The organism is Pseudoalteromonas rubra (genome assembly GCF_005886805.2).
GTDB classification, from domain to species: Bacteria; Pseudomonadota; Gammaproteobacteria; order Enterobacterales; family Alteromonadaceae; genus Pseudoalteromonas; species Pseudoalteromonas rubra_D.
The window spans coordinates 2,639,823-2,658,853 of the sequence record NZ_CP045429.1; the positions used below are offsets into that span (position 1 = coordinate 2,639,823).

Consider the following 19,031-nt stretch of genomic DNA (forward strand, 5'->3'; position numbering starts at 1 on the left):
TAAACGAAAACAAGATGGCATGCTGAGCATGCCATCTGTAGATTTAAATATGTATTAAACCGAACGATTTAACAACATAGATTTAATGTGTCCGATCGCCTTAGTAGGATTCAAGCCTTTCGGACAAACGCTTACACAGTTCATGATACTGTGACAGCGGAAGACGCTGAACGCGTCATCAAGGTCAGCCAGACGCTCTTCTGTCGCAGTATCACGGCTGTCAGCCAGGAAACGATACGCGTGAAGAAGGCCCGCTGGACCGATAAATTTATCTGGGTTCCACCAGAACGATGGACATGACGTTGAACAACATGCGCACAGAATACACTCGTACAGTCCATCCAGCTTGTCACGCTCTTCAATGCTTTGAAGACGCTCTTCACCACCGGTTGGCTTGTCGTTGATCAGGTAAGGTTTTACCTTTTCATATTGCGTGTAGAACTGGCTCATGTCGATAACCAGGTCACGGATCACTGGTAGACCAGGTAAAGGACGAACAATAATCTTGCCTTTGCCATTGTTCTGCAATGCAGATAGTGGCGTGATACAGGCCAGACCATTCTTACCATTCATGTTTACACCGTCTGAACCACACACACCTTCACGGCATGAACGGCGGAAAGACAATGTTGGATCTTGTTCTTTCAACATTAACAGTGCATCTAGCACCATCATGTCGCGACCTTCTTCAACCTCCAGCTTGTAATCTTGCATACGAGGTGCTGAATCTACGTCAGGGTTGTAACGATAAACAGATAATTCTAAAGTTGCCATCGCTTAGCTCCTAGTATGTACGTGCTTTCGGTGGGAATGCTTCACGTGTCTTAGGCGCAAAGTTTACTTCACGCTTAGTCATCGTGTCTGACTCTGGGTGATGCAGAGAGTGGCACAGCCAGTTCTCATCGTCACGCTCAGGGAAGTCAAAGCGAGAGTGTGCACCACGGCTTTCTGTACGGAAGTTAGCAGCAACGGCTGTTGAGTAAGCTGTTTCCATCAGGTTATCAAGCTCTAAGCACTCGATACGCTGGGTGTTGAACTCAGTTGACTTGTCGTCAAGACGCGCAAACTTAAGACGCTCACGGATCTCTTTAAGTTCTTTAAGGCCGTCAGCCATCGCGTCACCTTCACGGAATACCGAGAAGTTAAGCTGCATACATTCTTGTAGATCTTTCTTGATCTGAACCGGATCTTCGCCTTTACCTTTCTCAGATGACTCCCAACGGTTAAAGCGCGCAAATGCCTGCTCAACATCGTCAGAAGATGCGTCACCTGTAGACTCAAAGCCTTGTAGGTAAGTACCCAGGAAGTTACCTGCTGCACGACCAAATACAACCAGGTCAAGCAGTGAGTTACCACCCAGACGGTTTGCACCGTGTACAGATACACACGCGATTTCACCAACCGCGAACAGACCTTCGATGATGCGCTCTTCGCCGTTTTCATTCACGTTCAGTACCTGACCATTTACGTTGGTCGGTACACCACCCATCATGTAGTGACAGGTTGGGATAACAGGAATTGGCTCTTTAGCTGGGTCAACGTGAGCAAATGTCTTAGACAGGTCACATACGCCTGGTAGACGCAGGTTAAGCATTTCTTCACCAAGGTGGTCAAGCTTAAGCTTAATGTGTGTACCCCAAGGACCTTCACAACCACGGCCTTCACGGATTTCAGTCATCATCGCACGAGCAACAACGTCACGACCCGCAAGGTCTTTCGCGTTAGGCGCATAACGTTCCATGAAACGCTCGCCGTCTTTATTCAGAAGGTAACCACCTTCACCACGACAACCTTCAGTTACAAGCGTACCCGCACCAGCGATACCGGTTGGGTGGAACTGCCACATTTCCATGTCCTGCATAGAGATGCCAGCACGAACTGCCATACCAACACCGTCACCAGTGTTAATGTGCGCGTTAGTGGTTGATGCATAGATACGACCTGCACCACCCGTTGCCAATACAACAGCTTTTGACTTGAAGTAAACGACTTCGCCGCTTTCAATATCAATTGCAGTTACACCAACAACGTCGCCTTTGTCATTTTTAACCAGATCGAGCGCGTACCACTCAGAGAAAACGTTAGTTTTGTTCTTAACGTTCTGTTGGTACAAGCAGTGTAGCAATGCGTGACCTGTACGGTCTGCCGCAGCCGCAGTACGTGCAGCCTGCTCACCACCAAAATTCTTAGACTGACCACCGAAAGGACGTTGATAAACACGGCCGTTCTCGAAACGAGAGAAAGGCAGACCCATGTTTTCAAGTTCAGTGATCGCCTCAGGACCCGTTTTGGTCATGTACTCGATCGCATCCTGATCACCAATGTAATCAGAACCTTTTACCGTGTCGTACATGTGCCATTCCCAGTTGTCTTCATGGGAGTTACCCAGCGCAACTGTAATACCACCCTGTGCAGATACCGTATGAGAACGTGTAGGGAATACTTTAGAGATCAATGCACAAGTTTTGCCTGACTCAGAAATCGCAAGCGCTGCGCGCATGCCAGCACCACCGGCGCCAACTACAACAGCGTCAAATTCACGAACATTATATTTCACTTAAACACCCCACAATACAAACAGGCCAACAGCAACATAAGCCAGTGCCATCAGATTAAGTACAAAGCCCAGCACAGAACGCATCGTTGAACACTTAACGTAGTCCGTCAGAACCTGCCACAAGCCAATGCGAGTGTGGACCATGATGCATACCAATGTGATGAAAGTTGCCGCTTTAACGGCCAGGTTTGAAAATAAACCTGTCCAGGCTTCATAGCTGATTTCGGGCGTTAGCAGGAAGTAGCCAACGATAAACACCGAATAAGCCAGGATGATTAGTGCTGTCGTGCGCAGAGACACATAGTCTTGCACACCGTCGCGCTTCAGAGTTGCTTGATTTAAGACCATATCCACACTCCTGCCAGGATGGCTACGATTACCCACAGCGCCAATGCGATTTTAGCACTGGTGTTGCCCGATTCTAATTCTTCCCAGTGACCCATGTCTTGGATCATGTGACGTACACCGCCAATGATGTGGTAAGACAATACGGTGAGGGTGCCCCACGCGATGAATTTTGCAATAAAGCCAGTCATTAGCTCTTTAACAAATTCAAACCCTTCAGGAGAAGAAAGAGACTCAGACCACGCCCAAATGACAAAGGTCAATGCGAAGAATAACGCAACACCGGTGACACGGTGCAAAATCGACGCTTTTGCCGTAGGTGGCATAGAAATAGTCGTAAGATCTAGATTTACAGGTCTTTGCTTTTTCACAGTTACTTGCCCATCTTGCTCACAAAGGAGCTCATCTACTTGTTTTTATAAAACCACTTGCGCTGCTCGCACAAATGGCACACTCTAGATATACCTGTTTAAACACTGAGCGGTTCACAAAGTGAAAAATGCCAATGTAAAAATAGGTTTACCCACAGACGACACGGTATAAAACCGTAGATAGTATATAAGGCCAAGCGGCCTTTTACAATTCTTGTTTAGATTGAGACGCTTGCGAATTAGCCGATGGTATAATATTTAAACTGCGTAGAATATTTATCATACATTTCTGCATAATTCTCAGAAAAATTGACTTTCCACCCCCATTTTAAGTTAGAATGATCTGAATTTGCTTAACATTAGTATCACAACATAACAATCAGAATATTGTTATTTCATAGGAGATAAATAGATGGCAGATAAGAAAGCCACAGTCCATATCGATGGTCATGATCCGATCGAACTCCCGATCTACTCTGGCACTGCTGGCCAGGACGTAGTTGACGTCCGCACACTTGGCGCTCACGGCTTCTTCACATACGACCCTGGTTTTATGTCGACTGGCTCTTGCGAATCATCTATTACTTATATCGATGGTGCAAAGGGTGTACTACTACACCGTGGTTACCCAATCGAGCAATTAGCAGAGCAATCTAACTACATTGAGCTGTGCTACCTGCTTCTAAACGGTGAATTACCAAACGACGCGCAACTTGAAGAATTTGCAAAGAACATCACGCACAACACTATGTTGCATGAGAAAATTGCGTCTTTCTTCCAAGGTTTCCGTGTAGATTCTCACCCAATGGCAATGCTTTGTGGTGTGGTTGGTGCATTGTCGTCATTCTACCATGACGACCTGGACATCTCAGACGCTGACCAGCGTATGCGTTGTGCAATCAAGCTGGTTGCTAAGCTGCCAACGATTGCTGCTATGGCATACAAGTACAACACAGGTCAGCCGTTCGTTTACCCACGTAACGACCTGAGCTACGCTGAAAACTTCCTGCACATGATGTTCTCGGTACCAGCTGAAGAGTACAGAGTGAACCCTGTTCTGGCGAAAGCAATGGATCGTATTTTCATGCTTCATGCCGACCATGAACAGAACGCGTCTACTTCAACAGTGCGTCTTGCTGGTTCTTCAGGTGCTAACCCTTACGCTTGTATCGCAGCGGGTATCGCGTCACTTTGGGGCCCTGCGCACGGTGGTGCAAACGAAGCATGTCTGAACATGCTGGAAGAAATTGGCACAGTTGACCGTATCGACGAATACGTTGCAAAAGCAAAAGACAAGAACGACCCGTTCCGTCTGATGGGCTTTGGTCACCGTGTATACAAGAACTTCGACCCACGTGCGACAGTAATGCGTCAAACTTGCCACGAAGTACTTAAAGAGCTGAACATTCAGGATCCATTGCTTGACGTTGCAATGAAGCTTGAGCAGATCGCGCTTGAAGACCCGTACTTTGTTGAGAAGAAACTGTACCCGAATGTTGATTTCTACTCAGGTATTATCCTGAAAGCAATCGGTATTCCGACCAGCATGTTCACTGTGATCTTCGCTATGTCTCGTACCGTTGGCTGGATCTCACACTGGAACGAAATGCTGTCTCAGCCGGGCCACAAAATTGGTCGTCCACGTCAGCTGTACACAGGTTACACTGCACGCGACTACAAAAAAGAAGGCGACAGATAAGCCTCGCTTAACTTACGCTTTTAAAATAGGGTTGCCAGTGGCAGCCCTTTTTTATGCCTCTCGATCAGACAGACTTGCAAGCCACTATAAATCCGGTAAAATCCGCCTGCTCAGGCGCAGTAGGAGACCCTTTTGAACGAAAACCCTTGCACACAACTTCGGCATGATTTCCCCATTTTTGAGGTGTCGGTAGATGACCAGCCATTGTGTTATTTAGACTCTGCTGCAACTACCCAAAAGCCGCATCAAGTGATCCAGGCTGTAAAGGAATTTTACCAGTTTCAAAACGCCAATGTACACCGGGGTTTACACACGCTCAGTGAGCAGGCAACGACCGCCTACGAAGCTGTGAGGGGCAAACTTGCACAGTTTCTGAACGTACAAAGCAGAGAAATCGTCTGGACCAGTGGCGCGACAGCCTCGCTCAATTTAATCGCCTATGGCCTCAGCGAAGGTCTGAAAAAAGACGATGTGATCCTACTTTCACCTTTGGAGCATCATGCGAATATCGTACCCTGGCAACTCGCAGCACAGCGCACAGGTGCACGTATTGAGTTGTTGCCAGTGGATGCGCAAGGTATTCTCCAGCTAGAACAAGCAAAAGCGCTAATTGCAAGCCTAAAACCAAAAGTACTGAGCGTCTGTCACGCCTCCAATGCACTGGGTAATATCAATGATGTGGCAGCATTGATAGGCTGCTGCAAGAAATTAGATACTATTACGGTGATAGATGGCGCGCAGTCTTTGTTACACCTGCGCCCGGATTTGCAGCAACTTGATTGTGATTTTTATGTCTTTTCAGCCCACAAAGCGTTAGGGCCAACAGGCCTCGGTGGCCTGTATGGTCGCTATGAACTGCTGAATGCCCTGCCCGTCTATCAAAGCGGCGGTGAAATGATAGACACAGTCAGCTTTACTGGCACCACCTTTCGCCCGGCTCCCGAAAAATTTGAGCCCGGTACGCCCAACATTGCCGGTGTGATCGGCTTTGGCGCAGCCCTGGATTACCTTGTAACGCTTGAGCATGATTCTTTGTTCCAGCACGAACAGGCACTTTATCGCGCTTTAGTTGAACAACTGAGCGACATTGACGGGATCCGGATTTGGGGCGATACCACCCACAATGTCGGCACAATCAGCTTTAGTTATAAAAATGAACATCATTATGACCTGGCAACGCTACTGAATACCTATGGTATTGCCGTCAGAAGCGGCCATCACTGCACGCAGCCACTGATGGCGCATCTGGGCATTGAGGGGACTATCCGAGTCAGCCTGGCGTTTTATAATAATCATCAGGACATCTGTCGATTTATCGCGGCACTGAAAGACACAATCAGCTTATTAGAAGAGTAATTATGGACTTATCACACATAGAGCAGACCCTTGCTCAGCACAGCGCCTGGCAGGGCAAATATCGCGAAATCATGCTATTGGGCAAAGCACTTCCAGCGATGCCTGATGCGCTTAAAACGGAAGCTGCTCTGGTGAAAGGTTGTGAAAGTAAAGTTTGGTTGCACCTGGATCTGGATGAGCAACAACAGAGGCTGGTCCTCATCGCTGATTCCGACACACGTATAGTGAAAGGCTTACTTGCGATTATTCTTGCTTGCTATAACAACCAGTTACCAGAAGAAGCAAAGAAAGTTGATGGCTATGAATTATTTAACACTCTTGGCCTTATCAAGCACCTGAGCCCTTCTCGTGGTAATGGCGTTCGCGCGATTGTGGAACGTATTCATCAACAACTTCAGGTGCTGTAATAGCACCTGAATAACCCATTGCGAATTAACCTGCTTCCCTCGCCCGCTTGTCCAGATACTTACGGATCGCTTTTGCCGCAGCAAAAAAGCCAAAACTGCCCGTGACCATAGTTGCAGAGCCGAACCCGGTCGCACAATCCATATTCTTACTGCCATCAGCCATTTGTTTGGCCTTACAGACGCTACCATCACCAGTTGGGTAAACCAATTGCTCTGTCGAATACACACAATCAACAGCAAACTTGCGTTTCGGGTTAGTTGTAAAATTATATTGCTTGCGCAGCAGATATCGGACTTTTGCAAGCAAAGGGTCGTGTGTCGTTTTGGCCACATCCCCATAGCAAATCTGGCTCGGATCAGTCTGACCACCTGCACCGCCAGTGGTGATCACTGGAATTTTTTGTCGCTTACAGTGAGCGATTAGAGCGGCTTTTTCTTTGACGGCATCAATACAGTCAATAACATAATCAAAACCCTGGATATGCGTTTTAATGTTATCCAGCGTGATAAAATCATCTATCACATCGACCCGACAATCCGGGTTGATGGACTGACAACGCGCCTGCATGGCTTCGACTTTAGGCTGGCCTATGGTCTCAGTTTTTGCATGCAGCTGGCGATTGACATTTGTGACACAGATATCATCAAGATCAATGAGGGTAATTTTACCTATGCCGGTGCGCGCCAGTGATTCGGCTACCCAACTGCCAACACCGCCAATACCTATCACACAGAAGCTGGCTTCGCCAAGCCAGGTCAATTCTGTATTACCATACAAGCGGCCAATGCCACCAAACCTTAAAGATGTATCTTGCGTCATATTACCACTCTAACTTTCCGGGCTGCGCCCAGCTTTGCATTACTTCTGTGTCTGCCAGTTCAGCAAACCGTGCCCCGCCTTGCGGCAAAGCATAAAACGTCATTCTTTCGTTACCCCACTCAAAACTTAAACAGTAGGCATGCAGATAGACCCTGTCAGCCTCACTCCCCCCATAGCTGACATCGCCCAGAATAGGTGCAGACAAGCTTTTTAACGCCACCCGCAACTGATGGGTTTTGCCACTGTAAGGCTTGAGTAAACAGGCTCTCAGACCCGGGGCTATGCTGGCACTGTAAAAGCGCGTGATGGCCGGATTGTCATTACTCGTTAATAACTTATAAGTCCCACGTCGCGACCTGGCCATATCGCCTTTGACCCAGCCTTGCTTCTTTTTAGGTTTACTGTCAATCAGAGCCAGGTAGAACTTATCCACGGCCCGACTGGTAAACAGCTCAGTCAGCCTGGCTGCTGCCTGACTGGAGCGAGCCAGTACCAGTAGACCGGAAGTCACCTTATCGAGTCGGTGCACCGGGTAAAGCGACTCTCCGAGCTGCTCAGCTAATAAAGCAACAAAACCGCTTTCCTGCTCACTGTGAAAGCTCACCCCGGCGGGCTTAAGCGCCACCACAAAGTCCGGGTGGCTGGCAATGACCTCAAAGGGTGCCATTGAGATACTCTACGACACGCTTTAAATCTTCAGGCGTATCAACCCCGGCATAAACTGGACGGCAAGCCTTGGCAATTTTGATACGATAACCGTGATACAGCACGCGTAACTGCTCTAGTGACTCTTGACCTTCGAGGGGAGAAACCGGTAAAGCCAGATAGGTTTTAATGAAACCGGCACGATAGGCATAGATACCCACATGGCGTTGAAAATGAGCCAGTGGAACTTTGCTCTCATCCAGCGTCATCATGCTGTCGCGCTGAAACGGGATAGAAGCCCGTGAAAAATACAGAGCATTGTGGTGGGCGTCCTGAACCACTTTGACCGCATTCGGATTCAACACTTCTTGTACGTCTGTCACGTCCACACTGAGTGTGGCCATCGGCGCTTCCAGTGCTTCATGCAGTAAAGTTGCCACCTGAGTGATGTTTTCCGGGGCCAGTAAGGGCTCATCACCCTGAACATTAACCACTAAGGTGTCATCATCCAATCCCAGCTGCTCAACCACCTCCGCAAGACGCTCAGTTCCTGACTGATGATCTTCTCGCGTCATCAATACGTTTTCAGTAAAGGTTTGAGCGCGTTCAAACACCTGAGTATTGTCAGTCGCGATATAAACAGCTTTTGCACCCGACTTCTGGGCCTGCTCATAAACATGTTGGATCATGGGCTTACCACAAATGTCAGCCAATGGTTTGCCCGGCAGACGGGTTGAAGCGTAACGCGCCGGAATAACGACTATGAATTCCACTTTTCGACCTCTTCGAGCGATAATTCGCGCGCTTCATTTTCCAGTAACACTGGAATGTCGTTTCTTACCGGGTAAGCCAGTTTAGCAGCTGTGCTAATCAGCTCCTGATTGTCTTTGTCAAATCTCAGTTTTCCTTTGCAAACCGGACAGGCAATAATCTCGAGTAATTTAGTGTCAAAGGCCATGGTTGACTATCCCTTTTTGTTTTAATAACGAATTAAGTTGTTGTATAAGCTCAGCACTTGGCTTTGCATCTACCTTTAAATAATACCAATTTTCTTTTCCGAATGACTGGCATTTTACTGCGTCTTTTTCGGTCATATATACAGCCAGGTCCTCGCAGGTCGCAAAGTCAGAATCACTGTAAGCGTGGTGATCGGCAAAATGCAGTGTATCGAGCAGCTCAACCCCATCTGAGCGCAAGGACTGCTCAAAGCGTTGCGGATTACCAATGGCACTCACAGCAATGCCCCGTTCGGCTATTTTTTCAATTGTCTGATTATCGCGAACACTGAAATAGCCACTGCGTACCAGCTCATAGCCAATCCCGTCTGACTCTCCATTATAGACGACCAAGTCGGTGTGCTTCAGTCGGCTTGGCGTTTCACGCAGCGGACCAGCCGGTAGCAATAGAGTGTTGCCAAAGCGGCGCTGCGCATCAACGATGCAAATCTCAATATCCCGGGCCAGCTGATAGTGCTGCAGGCCATCGTCACTGACGATAATATCCGGTTTATCTTCGCGCATCAGCAGTTCAATACTCGCCTGGCGATCGCCACCTATCATCACCGGACAGCCTAGTCGCTTGTATATCAATAAAGGTTCGTCGCCTGCTTCTGTGGCGCTGCTGCTATCTGTCACCCGATATGGCAGACTGGGTGGTTGCGCACCATAGCCACGGCTGATCACCGCGACTTTCAAACCTAAAGACTCAAGGTACGGTACCAGCCACAACACGAATGGCGTTTTACCATTACCACCAATGCCGATATTACCAACGATGATCACCGGTACAGGTGCTTTATAGACACTTTTAAGGCCGAGCTTAAACAACGCCCTGCGCAGTGAACTCAGTAGCCAAAATAAGCCTGACAAAGGTAGCAGTATGATATTTAATAGCCCCAAGGGCTTATACCAGCTGCGCTCCAGGCGATTCATGCCTGCTCACCATACTGCATCTGGCAGAGCGCTGCATAAATGCCCTTTTGCTCCAGCAGAGCCTGGTGCTTACCCTGCTCGACAATACGTCCCTGATCGAGCACGTAGATGCAATCAGAATGCTCAATGGTAGACAGGCGGTGTGCTATCACAATAGAGGTTTTATCTTTCATCAGGTTATCGAGCGCTTGCTGGATTAAGCGTTCCGACTCTGTATCCAGTGCCGAAGTCGCTTCATCCAGAATCAAGATTGGAGCATTTTTAACAATCGCACGGGCGATGGCAATGCGCTGACGCTGACCGCCGGAGAGCATCACACCGTTTTCACCCACCATAGTATTCAAACCCTCTGGTAAGTCTTTAACAAATTCCCAGACATGCGCCTGTTTCGCCACCTGCTCCAGCTCCTCCTGAGTATAGGAGCGCTCCAGACCATACATGATGTTATTAGCAATGGTATCGTTGAACAGCACCACCTGTTGTGACACCAGCGCAAACTGTTTGCGCAGCGATGACAAAGTGTAGTCTTGAAGTTTCACACCATCTAGGGTGATCTCTCCCTCATCCCAGTCATAAAAACGTGGTAACAGGTTGGACAACGTTGATTTGCCCGAGCCACTGCGCCCCACCAGCGCGATACTCTGACCTGCCGGAATTTGCAAAGATAAGGATTTTATAACGGCCTCGTCTTTGCCCGGATAATGGAATGTCACGCCAGAAACTGCCAGCTCGCCTTTCACGCTATCCGCTTCGAGCTCGCCTGTATTCTTTTCCTGCTCTTTGTCCAGAATTTCAAAAATACTGGTGGCAGCAGCAATCCCCCGCTGCAGATCGCTATTCACATTAGCCAGCTGCTTGAGCGGTCTGAGCATCATCATCATCGACGTGGTCAAAGACACAAAGGTACCCGACGAAATCGTGTCGATCATTTCTGGCATCGCGATAATAGCGAGGATCAACGCCATCGCGCTGGCTGCAATAATTTGGATCACGGAAACGCTCAGCGCCCTGGTTGCATCCATCTTCACCCTTTGCTGACGGTTGCGATTGTTGACATCGGCAAAGTGAGTAATCTCTTTATCCTGGCCACCGAAACCATGGATCACTTTATGCCCCGCCAGCATTTGCTCAGAGCTTCGAGTCACCTCTCCCATGGCATCCTGAATGTTTTTTGAGATCTTGCGAAAACGCTTGGAGACCAGATTAACAATCACGCCGACAATGGGAATGACGACTAAGAATATCAAAGACAACTGCCAGCTGGCATTGAACATCACCACCAGCAGAAACAGCACAAAGGCTCCTTCACGGATCATAACCTGCAAAGCTCGGGTTACGGCTTGTTGAACCTGTTCAGTATCAAACGTAATTTTCGAGATCATTTCGCCATTAGAGTGTTGATCATGAAAACTGACAGGTAAAAATAACATATGCTCAAACAAGGACTGACGTAGCTTTCTGACCACCTGAGAGCCCACATAGCTCAGACAGTATGATGCCATGTAATTGAAAATACCCCGTCCAATAACCAGTAGCACCACCACAATGGGTGCCATTTTTAACACTTCGGCGTTGCGCTCTGTCAGACCATCATCGATAAAAGGCTGCATCAACTGAACAAAGAGTGCGTCCATTGCGGCGTAACCGAGCATGCCAATAATGGCAAACAAGGCGGGCACTTTAAAATCGAAGGTGTAACTCAGAAGCCGCTTGTAGATCTGCTTGGCGGATTGTTGCATAGTGTCTCTCTGGTACGTCATAACCCGCGTATTGTAGCGGTACTGATGGCAAAACTGAATGCATTATCTTAAGAACCAAAAACTTTTCCTATCCCGGGCGGTTTCTAATTGGACTTTTGTCCCGGTTATTTTGAATCGTATCTGACCTTTTATGGCCGTATCCAGCATACGACTGTTGATTGACTGATAACGCTTAACAACCTCCTCGTGCGGCAAGCGCCATGGTGAGTAATATCCGCGTGAGAACACCACCCACCTCGGAGCAACAGCAGAGACAAACGCCATGCTGGACGACGTGTTGCTACCGTGATGTGGTGCTATCAGTATATCTGCGGGGATTTTTTCACCTTTTAATGCCAACAATTCATGCTCAGCCAGCTGCTCTATATCCCCGGGCAATAACAGGTGGGTATTACCATCACTAATCCTGATCACACAGGAGTTATTGTTGTCAGTGTTCATCGGTGCTATCGGCCAGAGCGACTCGATAGTTAAATTGTCTATTGTCACCGTTTGTAATGTACACAGCGCCTTGCCATCTCCTCCATGAAACTGCTCAAGCGAGCGGCCACCATCATAACGGTATAAATCTGCTAAACCGCCATTATGGTCGCTGTCATCATGGCTTATCACTGTATGCAGTAATCCAATACGACGCGCCTCAAGGTAAGGCTTGATCACATTGTCAAACAATGAATAACGAGAAAAATAACTGGCACCCAAGTCAATCAAAATACCTTTACCCTGCGTTGATACCAATACCGCAGTGCCATGGCCAACATCAAAGACATCCACCTGCCAGTCGGGAGGACGCTCAAGCACGCTAAATATCACCCCAGCAGACAATGGGATCCAAGCAAATATCCGAGTTACGGCACACGTGCATAGGAGCAGTGTTAGGTAGCCTAACGTCACCAACTCAATGCTCACGGTCCCAGTCGACTGCCAGTGATATGGAAAGGAATTTGCCCAATGATACACAGAATGCAAAACTGCATCCAATGGGCCCAACAGAGTCATGTCCATGATCAACGCAGCAAGTACGTGCAACAACAAAAGCGGAAATATCACCATAGTCAACACAGGCACAACCAGCAGGTTAACCAAAATACTGCTCGCACTAAACCCATGATAGGAATAGAGAGTGAGAGGCAACAACGCAACAAATAGCGCGCATTGCAAATAACACAACAGCTTAACTTTGGGCGCACGCTCTGATCCCTGCATTACAGTTCGAAACACGAAAAAGATCGTCACAACAGCCAGAAATGAAAAATACAGGCCCAGGTTAAGTACCGCAAAAGGATTCGCAATCAGGATAACGGCTAATGCATACAACAAGACTCTTGCGGGGCTGAGCTGCCGGGCAAACAAAAAGCAACATGCCCCCAGCAAAGCCATCAACCAGGCACGCTGCGCGGACACCTGCAATCCACTTAGCCATACATACCCGCCACTGAGTCCTAGCGCAAAAATAAAGTAACCCAGCTGATAGTTGTGCCATTGAGATAAACGTGGCCACATAAACAACAAACAGAGCTTACAAAGAGCAAAACTCAATGCAAAAACAATGGCTACATGCAAACCAGAAATAGCCAGCAAGTGACTCATTCCCAGAGATTTAAAATGGTCTTTGTCCGCTTGCGCAATGGCGCTTTTATCGCCTGTTAGCAACACATAATAGAACCAACCAAAATGTAAGCCATCGAACGCACCCGCCACCCAATCTCGATATGCCGCTCGCCAGGATTTATCTTCATTAACTATCACCTCAGATACGACGACCCGGCCTTTGTAGAATATCTGGCTACGAAAAGCATAAAGCTCGGCATCAAATACCGAAAAATTCTTTCGACTACGAAATGGCTTAAGAACGGCGGTTCCGGACAGAACAACCTCATTTAACTCACCAGGCAGTTCACCGCTCAACGAGGCATTGACCCGTATATTACGGTACCAGGGTACTTGATATTGACCCAATTGTTTCAGCTCCAGCGTGACATAAGGTCGCGCACTTGCACCCATCACTTTACTCACGACACCGGCCACTGCGATTTCCTGCTCTAAGACTTTTTCAGCAATTGGTGGCGCATAAACCAACCAATAGTGACAAATCGTCACAAAAATACCTAAAATAAAACCTGCCAAAACACTCGAAAAAGCCTTAAAATACCCACAGAGAAAAAGGAGCACGCCTGAGCAGACGAACCACTGCCACTGACCCAGATAGAATACTGAGATCAGACACCCGCTGATCAGGCCGCAGCAGATCAATATTGATGTAAATGGTTGATTAACATGCCAAAGAAGACGATCCAAAGGTTTCTACCCGATCACAATAAGATCAAACAGCAAAAGTCGCTGAAAATATTCGGCAGCTTGTTACATGACGCAAACCTTTGGCATTTAAATCGCCGCTCGGCACGAGGGGCTTTCTCCGTCGGCCTGTTCTTCGCTTTCATCCCTGTTCCTTTTCAAATGGTCCTTGCAGCCGCCCTGGCTATTCCTTTCAGAGTCAATTTGCCACTTTCCATCGCGTTGGTATGGATCACTAATCCCCTTACTATGCCCCCTATTTTCTATGCATCTTATCAGGTAGGTGCGTTCGCTTTGGGCCAGGAGGAGCAACCGTTTCACTTTGAAGCCAGCTGGAACTGGCTGGTCGAGAGCCTCTCAACTATAGGGCCCGCATTTATGCTCGGCTCGCTGATCTGCGCCTGTATGGCCGCGATTTTGGGCTTCTTTGTTATCGACTTTCTGTGGCGCCGCTCAGTGAATAAAGCATGGGCTGAGCGTAACCAGCAATCCAGCCAATAACCCTCTTTATGGTTTAGCAGCCAACTGGCTGCTTTTCCAGCGAACTATTATACCAATCCCCCATAAATTGCTCTTAAAGAGAAGAAGTCTCTCAAATTGAGTATGTCTTCATCTGGATTGGCATTACTTATCAAAGTAACTCACAAAACCTGCCAGCGCATTGGTCACAGCCACGGACGCCAGTATCAGCCCCATCACACGGCTTATTACACTGGCACCGGCATTACCTATTACTTTGTGGATACTGCTAGCGACCAACATCAACAGTAAAGTCAGCAAAATAACCGCCAACATCATCGCCACGGTTTGTACCTGCTCGAACAAATTAAACCGGGCATTTTCTGTTAGCAGTACACACGCCAGTATGGCACCAGGACTGGCTATGGACGGGACTGCAAGCGGAAAGATTGCGGTTTCATGGTGATCCCGGACTAATTTCACTTCTTCGTCTGGTTTACTTTCACCAAAAATCATCGACAATGCGAACAGGAACAGCACAATACCACCGGCTATCTGAAACGCCGGCAAAGGTATGCCCATCGCTGTAAGCAGAAGCTCTCCGGCAATCGCAAAAAAGACCAGTAAAACAGCAGCAACTAAGCTGGCAATCATGGCTATCTTACGCTTTGCCGCAGCATCGTAGCCACGAGTGACGGCAATGAATACAGGCACAGTCCCGATCGGATCGATAACGGCAAAAAAGAAAATAAACGTCGCAACAAAGTCAATCACACCATGTCCTTACAACACGCAACAGACAAACCTTGTTATTTACTCTAGCTGCGGCAAATAAAAATGACTAAGTTATTTTTGTCACTTCTGAAAGGTCATTTTCACTTCGGGGACACGTTTTAACCATTTAAAGGAATGTATTAGCACCACTTCGCTAATTGATCTTCAGGGCCGAAGCTCTTAACAAACAACTAAATAACGCTGTCGCGTTTTAGGGAAGAGAGAAAGCAGCTTAGTGCTTTCTCTCGTTGTAACTCGCTAGTGCAAATGACTGCTATGCGCTGGCATATTAGGCTCCACAAATTCACGCTGCGTTTTTCCGTCACGCAGCATTAGTTCAAAGTGCTGATTCATTTGTTCGCCAGCCTTTGTCGCCTGAACTGGCTGTTGGCTATTCGTTCCAATCACAGAGCCAAATGGCACCTGCCGATACTGACACACCATACCGGTACAGATAACATCATCATCTATCGTCAGCCAAGTTATATCAGGGTTATTGGTGACATCTAACTCAGTCAGCTCGGTATCACCCGCCAGTAATGTAGTTAGCCTGATGTTCTGCGACACATCAAGCGAAGTGATTGCGGTTTCTTCCAGATTCAGCTCCTTCAGTGACTTATAACCAGTCAAATCAACATCTGTTATCGGGCTACCAGCGAGGGTCAACAACGATAGCTGATCTGAACCTAATGGGGCCAAGTGTGTTATGTTAGTTCTTCCCAATTGCAAGCCATGCAATTGAGAATGAAGTCCGGACTTTAGTTCTGACAAGGGGTTGTTCTGTAAATCCAAATATTGAAGCGACTTCAAATGACTGATATCCAAATCCTTTATCTGATTACTCCATAAATGCACGTCGCTCAATGACGGTGCACCCGACAAATCAATCTCTGCTATCTGGTTGTCTCTGCCATAAATTTGCCAGAGCTTTGGGTGTGCTGTGAGCTTCAGAGAGGCTAAATCGGTATTTTCTATACCCAAAGTTTCAAGTTCAGTATTGGCAGATAAGTTAACTTCTCTCAGATTCCCCTCATAAACGCTTAAGCTGATCAGTTTTGTAAACACAGATGTGTCTAGTAACTCAACCTCAGGCTGATTCAATGTAAGAGAAGTCAAATTTGTAAACCTGTTTAAAACCTGGGCGTCAGTCAACCCACTGGATACCTCTAAAGACTCCAGCTGGGCTGACTCAGTTGCGTCTATTTCTTCGATCAAGTGAGACGAAATCATCAACGATTTCAACAAAGATAAAGAACTGATATCCAGCTGCTCTAACGTATCATCGACCACGCGCAACTCCGTCAGATGCGTGTTGCCCGATAAATTGAGTGTGCTAAGTTGATTGCCTGTCACATTTAAAAAAGTAAGCTGTTTGAGTCGGGCTACATCGAGCGAATTGAGGCTCAGGTCATCCACGACGAGAAGTTTCAGCAAAACGTTCGCTGACAAGTCGAGCCCGACTTGTTCAAAACCTGACAAGATCAGTTCCTCTAACCCATGCATGTGACTAACATTTATCGGACTCAAAGCATTTTGATAAATGATCAGTGATTTCATTAACCTATTATTGGATAAGTTCAGCTCAGTAATTCCGGTATATGAAAGGTACAATGATTCCAGCTTGGTATTATTAGACACATCCAATTCCGCTAAGCTACTGCCGCCCAGGGCAAGTTCTTTGAGTTCACTCAGCATACTAACATCCAGCGACCGTAGCTGTTGCCCCGAAATTTTTAGCGATACCAGCGACTGGTTGCCAGATAAATCCAGTGTAATTAGATCTGTACTCCTAGCATTTAATTGCGCTAACAGTGGATTATTTGACAGATCTAGCTTGTCTAGAAAGCGCAATCCGTAAACACTTAATTCGCTCAGCAATGGATTACCTGAAATATCCAACTTTCTGATATCTGTATGGCTTACTGACAGTTTTTCTAATTTTGCTAATCCTTTCACGTCAATACTTAACAGAGGATTATGACCTGCGTCCAGTTCCCTCAATATAGGCGTATGAGCAAGATCTATTTGACGCAGATCATTCCCGGCCAGACTTAATACCGCCAGGTTGGCATTGTTCAACAGCTCAAGATGCCGCAGGTCATTTTCTCTTAAGAGTAGTTCTTCAAGTTTGCTGTTCTTGGATACATCCAGCTCCGTAAGCTGATTGTATGCCATTTGCAAGTATCGAAGCTCAGTGAGTGCACTGACATCGAGCGTTTTGAGCTGATTGTCACTTAGCTGAAGAGAAGTAAGTTTGGGGTTGTTTGACACATTAATATCGGTCAGCTGCGCGTCTCCCACGGTAAACCCTTCCAGCTTGCCGAGCATAGAGACGTCAATGCGTGAAATTGGATTGCTCCAAAAATACAAGTCGGTCAGGTTAAGATTGGTGCTCACATCAATCGTACTGAGGCTGGTGTTATTCACTCTCAACGATTCAAGCTGAGTCAGGCCTGTTACATTCAAGGTTTTGAGGGCCTCACCTGCGACCCACACTTGTCTGAGCTCCAGGTGCTTACTCAAATCAAGTTCAGTTACTGTCTCAGCAGTGCTGATAGAAAGATAGGATAAACCTTTCAGATGAGAAAACGCCACTGTCTCTGTAAAAGGGTTCATACCCAGTGATAAGTCAGTCAGCTCAGTCACCGGTGTGAGATCAATCTCGGTTAATAAATTACTGCTGGCGAACAATACGCGCAGCTGTCCGTTACCAGACAAGTCCAGGCTACTTAACTGGTTGTGGGATACCTTAAGTTCCCGAAGATTGGTCAGAGCAGACACATCAAGCTGTTTCAGCTGATTATATCTAGCGGACAGTGACGTTAAGGCACGCAGTGCTGAGATATCCAGGGTTTCTATCTCATTACTTTCGACATTCAGTGAAGTCAAAGAAGTAAATAGCTCAATCCCATCGAGAGACTTTATGCCTTTTTCATTACAGACTAATTCACTGACCTCGTCCGGGTATGTATATCCCTGCTCAATAAGGCAGCTTTTAAGTCCGTCATCCAGCGTGTCATTATCAGCTATGGTGGTCTCAGCAACAAAACGCACATTCAATGTACAAGCGGCGGTTAAAGCCTGCGTCACATACTGACCACCTTGTAAGACGCCATCACAACCTGTGATGCTCTCAAGCTGATAGCGCTGAGCTAGTGTTATTGTAAAAGTAGCCTGATGCCCATATGCAACCTCGACTTGTTCGGGGCTGACACTCCCCTCACCTGTTACGTCAACACTCACTTTGTACACTATAGGGTTAAAACTGGCTTCAATAGTACAGTCCTGCTGTACAGGAGCCAATGTATAGGTGCCATTGTTGAGCGCTCCTTCACAACCCGAAACCTGTCCAACTTCAAACCCCTCGGCTGGAGTAAGTTCAAATGAACCGGTTTGGTTTGCTAATAGCTGCAGCGAACTCGGCTCTATACGGCCTTCGCCAGAAACGCTTGTTGTTACGCTGTATTTTTGTGTGACGCCAACTTTACCCGCTATCCCTGAGTCAGCATTAGATTTTCCATCATCCGATCCACCGGAGCAACCTGCCAGAACCAAGGGAATTGCACATGCTGCCACAGCCTGATAAACATTAAATTGCAAAATCCTACTCCT

Annotated in this window: 17 protein-coding genes; 4 read left to right on the forward strand and 13 right to left on the reverse strand. The window is 47.3% G+C overall.

The annotated features are described in order from the left end of the window. Positions 1–54 precede the first annotated feature (54 nt). From CWC22_RS11460 to sdhC, 4 genes are read right to left on the reverse strand one after another with little or no spacing between them, the layout of a single operon-like run. Entirely contained in the window at positions 55–774 is a 720-nt protein-coding gene (locus CWC22_RS11460) for a succinate dehydrogenase iron-sulfur subunit (RefSeq protein WP_010381481.1), read from the reverse strand. A gap of 10 nt (positions 775–784) precedes the next feature. Next, positions 785–2,557 (reverse strand): succinate dehydrogenase flavoprotein subunit, encoded by a 1,773-nt coding sequence (sdhA, locus tag CWC22_RS11465; RefSeq protein WP_010381483.1) that lies wholly within the window; start codon positions 2,555–2,557, stop codon positions 785–787. Beyond that, the gene (sdhD, locus tag CWC22_RS11470; RefSeq protein ID WP_125564284.1) at positions 2,558–2,905 is read right to left on the reverse strand and encodes a succinate dehydrogenase, hydrophobic membrane anchor protein; all 348 of its coding nucleotides are present in this window, start codon (positions 2,903–2,905) and stop codon (positions 2,558–2,560) included. Beyond that, entirely contained in the window at positions 2,896–3,273 is a 378-nt protein-coding gene (sdhC, locus tag CWC22_RS11475) for a succinate dehydrogenase, cytochrome b556 subunit (RefSeq protein WP_081694265.1), read from the reverse strand. The genes sdhD and sdhC overlap by 10 nt, the downstream gene beginning before the upstream one ends. A gap of 412 nt (positions 3,274–3,685) precedes the next feature. Here sdhC and CWC22_RS11480 point away from each other — a divergent pair, with 412 nt between their 5' ends. From CWC22_RS11480 to CWC22_RS11490, 3 genes are all read left to right on the forward strand, one after another. Further along, entirely contained in the window at positions 3,686–4,972 is a 1,287-nt protein-coding gene (locus CWC22_RS11480) for a citrate synthase (RefSeq protein WP_138536450.1), read from the forward strand. Positions 4,973–5,104: 132 nt separating this feature from the next. After that, positions 5,105–6,328, forward strand: a complete 1,224-nt coding sequence (locus tag CWC22_RS11485; protein WP_138536448.1) for an aminotransferase class V-fold PLP-dependent enzyme — start codon at positions 5,105–5,107, stop codon at positions 6,326–6,328. Positions 6,329–6,330: 2 nt separating this feature from the next. Continuing rightward, positions 6,331–6,735: a SufE family protein gene (locus tag CWC22_RS11490; protein WP_138536446.1), complete on the forward strand. Its 405-nt coding sequence runs from the start codon at positions 6,331–6,333 to the stop codon at positions 6,733–6,735. Between the two features lie 25 nt (positions 6,736–6,760). Here the strand turns inward: CWC22_RS11490 and tcdA are convergent, their stop codons facing one another. The 7 genes from tcdA to CWC22_RS11525 all read right to left on the reverse strand — a co-directional run bounded on the left by tcdA (position 6,761) and on the right by CWC22_RS11525 (position 14,063). After that, positions 6,761–7,555 (reverse strand): tRNA cyclic N6-threonylcarbamoyladenosine(37) synthase TcdA, encoded by a 795-nt coding sequence (tcdA, locus tag CWC22_RS11495; protein WP_138536444.1) that lies wholly within the window; start codon positions 7,553–7,555, stop codon positions 6,761–6,763. Position 7,556: 1 nt separating this feature from the next. Continuing rightward, entirely contained in the window at positions 7,557–8,222 is a 666-nt protein-coding gene (locus CWC22_RS11500; protein WP_138536442.1) for a TIGR01621 family pseudouridine synthase, read from the reverse strand. Beyond that, positions 8,209–8,973, reverse strand: a complete 765-nt coding sequence (gene kdsB / locus CWC22_RS11505; RefSeq protein WP_138536440.1) for a 3-deoxy-manno-octulosonate cytidylyltransferase — start codon at positions 8,971–8,973, stop codon at positions 8,209–8,211. Before kdsB ends, CWC22_RS11500 begins: the two co-directional genes overlap by 14 nt. Then, positions 8,961–9,158, reverse strand: coding sequence for a Trm112 family protein (locus CWC22_RS11510; protein ID WP_010381495.1), 198 nt, complete (start codon positions 9,156–9,158; stop codon positions 8,961–8,963). Before CWC22_RS11510 ends, kdsB begins: the two co-directional genes overlap by 13 nt. Then, on the reverse strand, positions 9,148–10,131 hold the full coding sequence (gene lpxK, locus CWC22_RS11515) for a tetraacyldisaccharide 4'-kinase (RefSeq protein ID WP_138536438.1): 984 nt from the start codon (positions 10,129–10,131) through the stop codon (positions 9,148–9,150). Before lpxK ends, CWC22_RS11510 begins: the two co-directional genes overlap by 11 nt. After that, complete coding sequence (gene msbA / locus CWC22_RS11520) at positions 10,128–11,870, reverse strand: lipid A export permease/ATP-binding protein MsbA (protein ID WP_138536436.1); 1,743 nt, start codon at positions 11,868–11,870, stop codon at positions 10,128–10,130. Before msbA ends, lpxK begins: the two co-directional genes overlap by 4 nt. Positions 11,871–11,933: 63 nt before the next feature. Then, a complete protein-coding gene (locus tag CWC22_RS11525) occupies positions 11,934–14,063 on the reverse strand; it encodes a DNA internalization-related competence protein ComEC/Rec2 (protein WP_230090654.1) in 2,130 nt (709 codons plus the stop codon). A 105-nt stretch (positions 14,064–14,168) separates the two neighbouring features. Between CWC22_RS11525 and CWC22_RS11530 the strand changes: the two genes are divergently transcribed. Beyond that, a complete protein-coding gene (locus tag CWC22_RS11530; protein ID WP_125564265.1) occupies positions 14,169–14,687 on the forward strand; it encodes a DUF2062 domain-containing protein in 519 nt (172 codons plus the stop codon). Between the two features lie 123 nt (positions 14,688–14,810). On the opposite strand, the gene CWC22_RS11535 is transcribed toward CWC22_RS11530, so the two are convergent. Together CWC22_RS11535 and CWC22_RS11540 are read right to left on the reverse strand one after the other, a co-directional pair. Next, positions 14,811–15,419: a MarC family protein gene (locus tag CWC22_RS11535; protein WP_010381499.1), complete on the reverse strand. Its 609-nt coding sequence runs from the start codon at positions 15,417–15,419 to the stop codon at positions 14,811–14,813. 258 nt (positions 15,420–15,677) lie between these two features. Continuing rightward, a complete protein-coding gene (locus tag CWC22_RS11540; RefSeq protein ID WP_138536432.1) occupies positions 15,678–19,019 on the reverse strand; it encodes a leucine-rich repeat domain-containing protein in 3,342 nt (1,113 codons plus the stop codon). Positions 19,020–19,031: the final 12 nt, after the last annotated feature.

Excerpts from the sequence above, each read along its gene's own strand:
- sdhD (WP_125564284.1), bottom strand. The coding sequence starts at position 2,905 with ATGGTCTTAAATCAAGCAACTCTGAAGCGCGACGGTGTGCAAGACTAT.
- CWC22_RS11460 (WP_010381481.1), bottom strand. The coding sequence starts at position 774 with ATGGCAACTTTAGAATTATCTGTTTATCGTTACAACCCTGACGTAGAT.
- lpxK (WP_138536438.1), bottom strand. The coding sequence starts at position 10,131 with ATGAATCGCCTGGAGCGCAGCTGGTATAAGCCCTTGGGGCTATTAAAT.
- tcdA (WP_138536444.1), bottom strand. The coding sequence starts at position 7,555 with ATGACGCAAGATACATCTTTAAGGTTTGGTGGCATTGGCCGCTTGTAT.
- msbA (WP_138536436.1), bottom strand. The coding sequence starts at position 11,870 with ATGCAACAATCCGCCAAGCAGATCTACAAGCGGCTTCTGAGTTACACC.
- CWC22_RS11500 (WP_138536442.1), bottom strand. The coding sequence starts at position 8,222 with ATGGCACCCTTTGAGGTCATTGCCAGCCACCCGGACTTTGTGGTGGCG.
- CWC22_RS11530 (WP_125564265.1), top strand. The coding sequence starts at position 14,169 with ATGCCAAAGAAGACGATCCAAAGGTTTCTACCCGATCACAATAAGATC.
- CWC22_RS11480 (WP_138536450.1), top strand. The coding sequence starts at position 3,686 with ATGGCAGATAAGAAAGCCACAGTCCATATCGATGGTCATGATCCGATC.
- CWC22_RS11510 (WP_010381495.1), bottom strand. The coding sequence starts at position 9,158 with ATGGCCTTTGACACTAAATTACTCGAGATTATTGCCTGTCCGGTTTGC.
- CWC22_RS11490 (WP_138536446.1), top strand. The coding sequence starts at position 6,331 with ATGGACTTATCACACATAGAGCAGACCCTTGCTCAGCACAGCGCCTGG.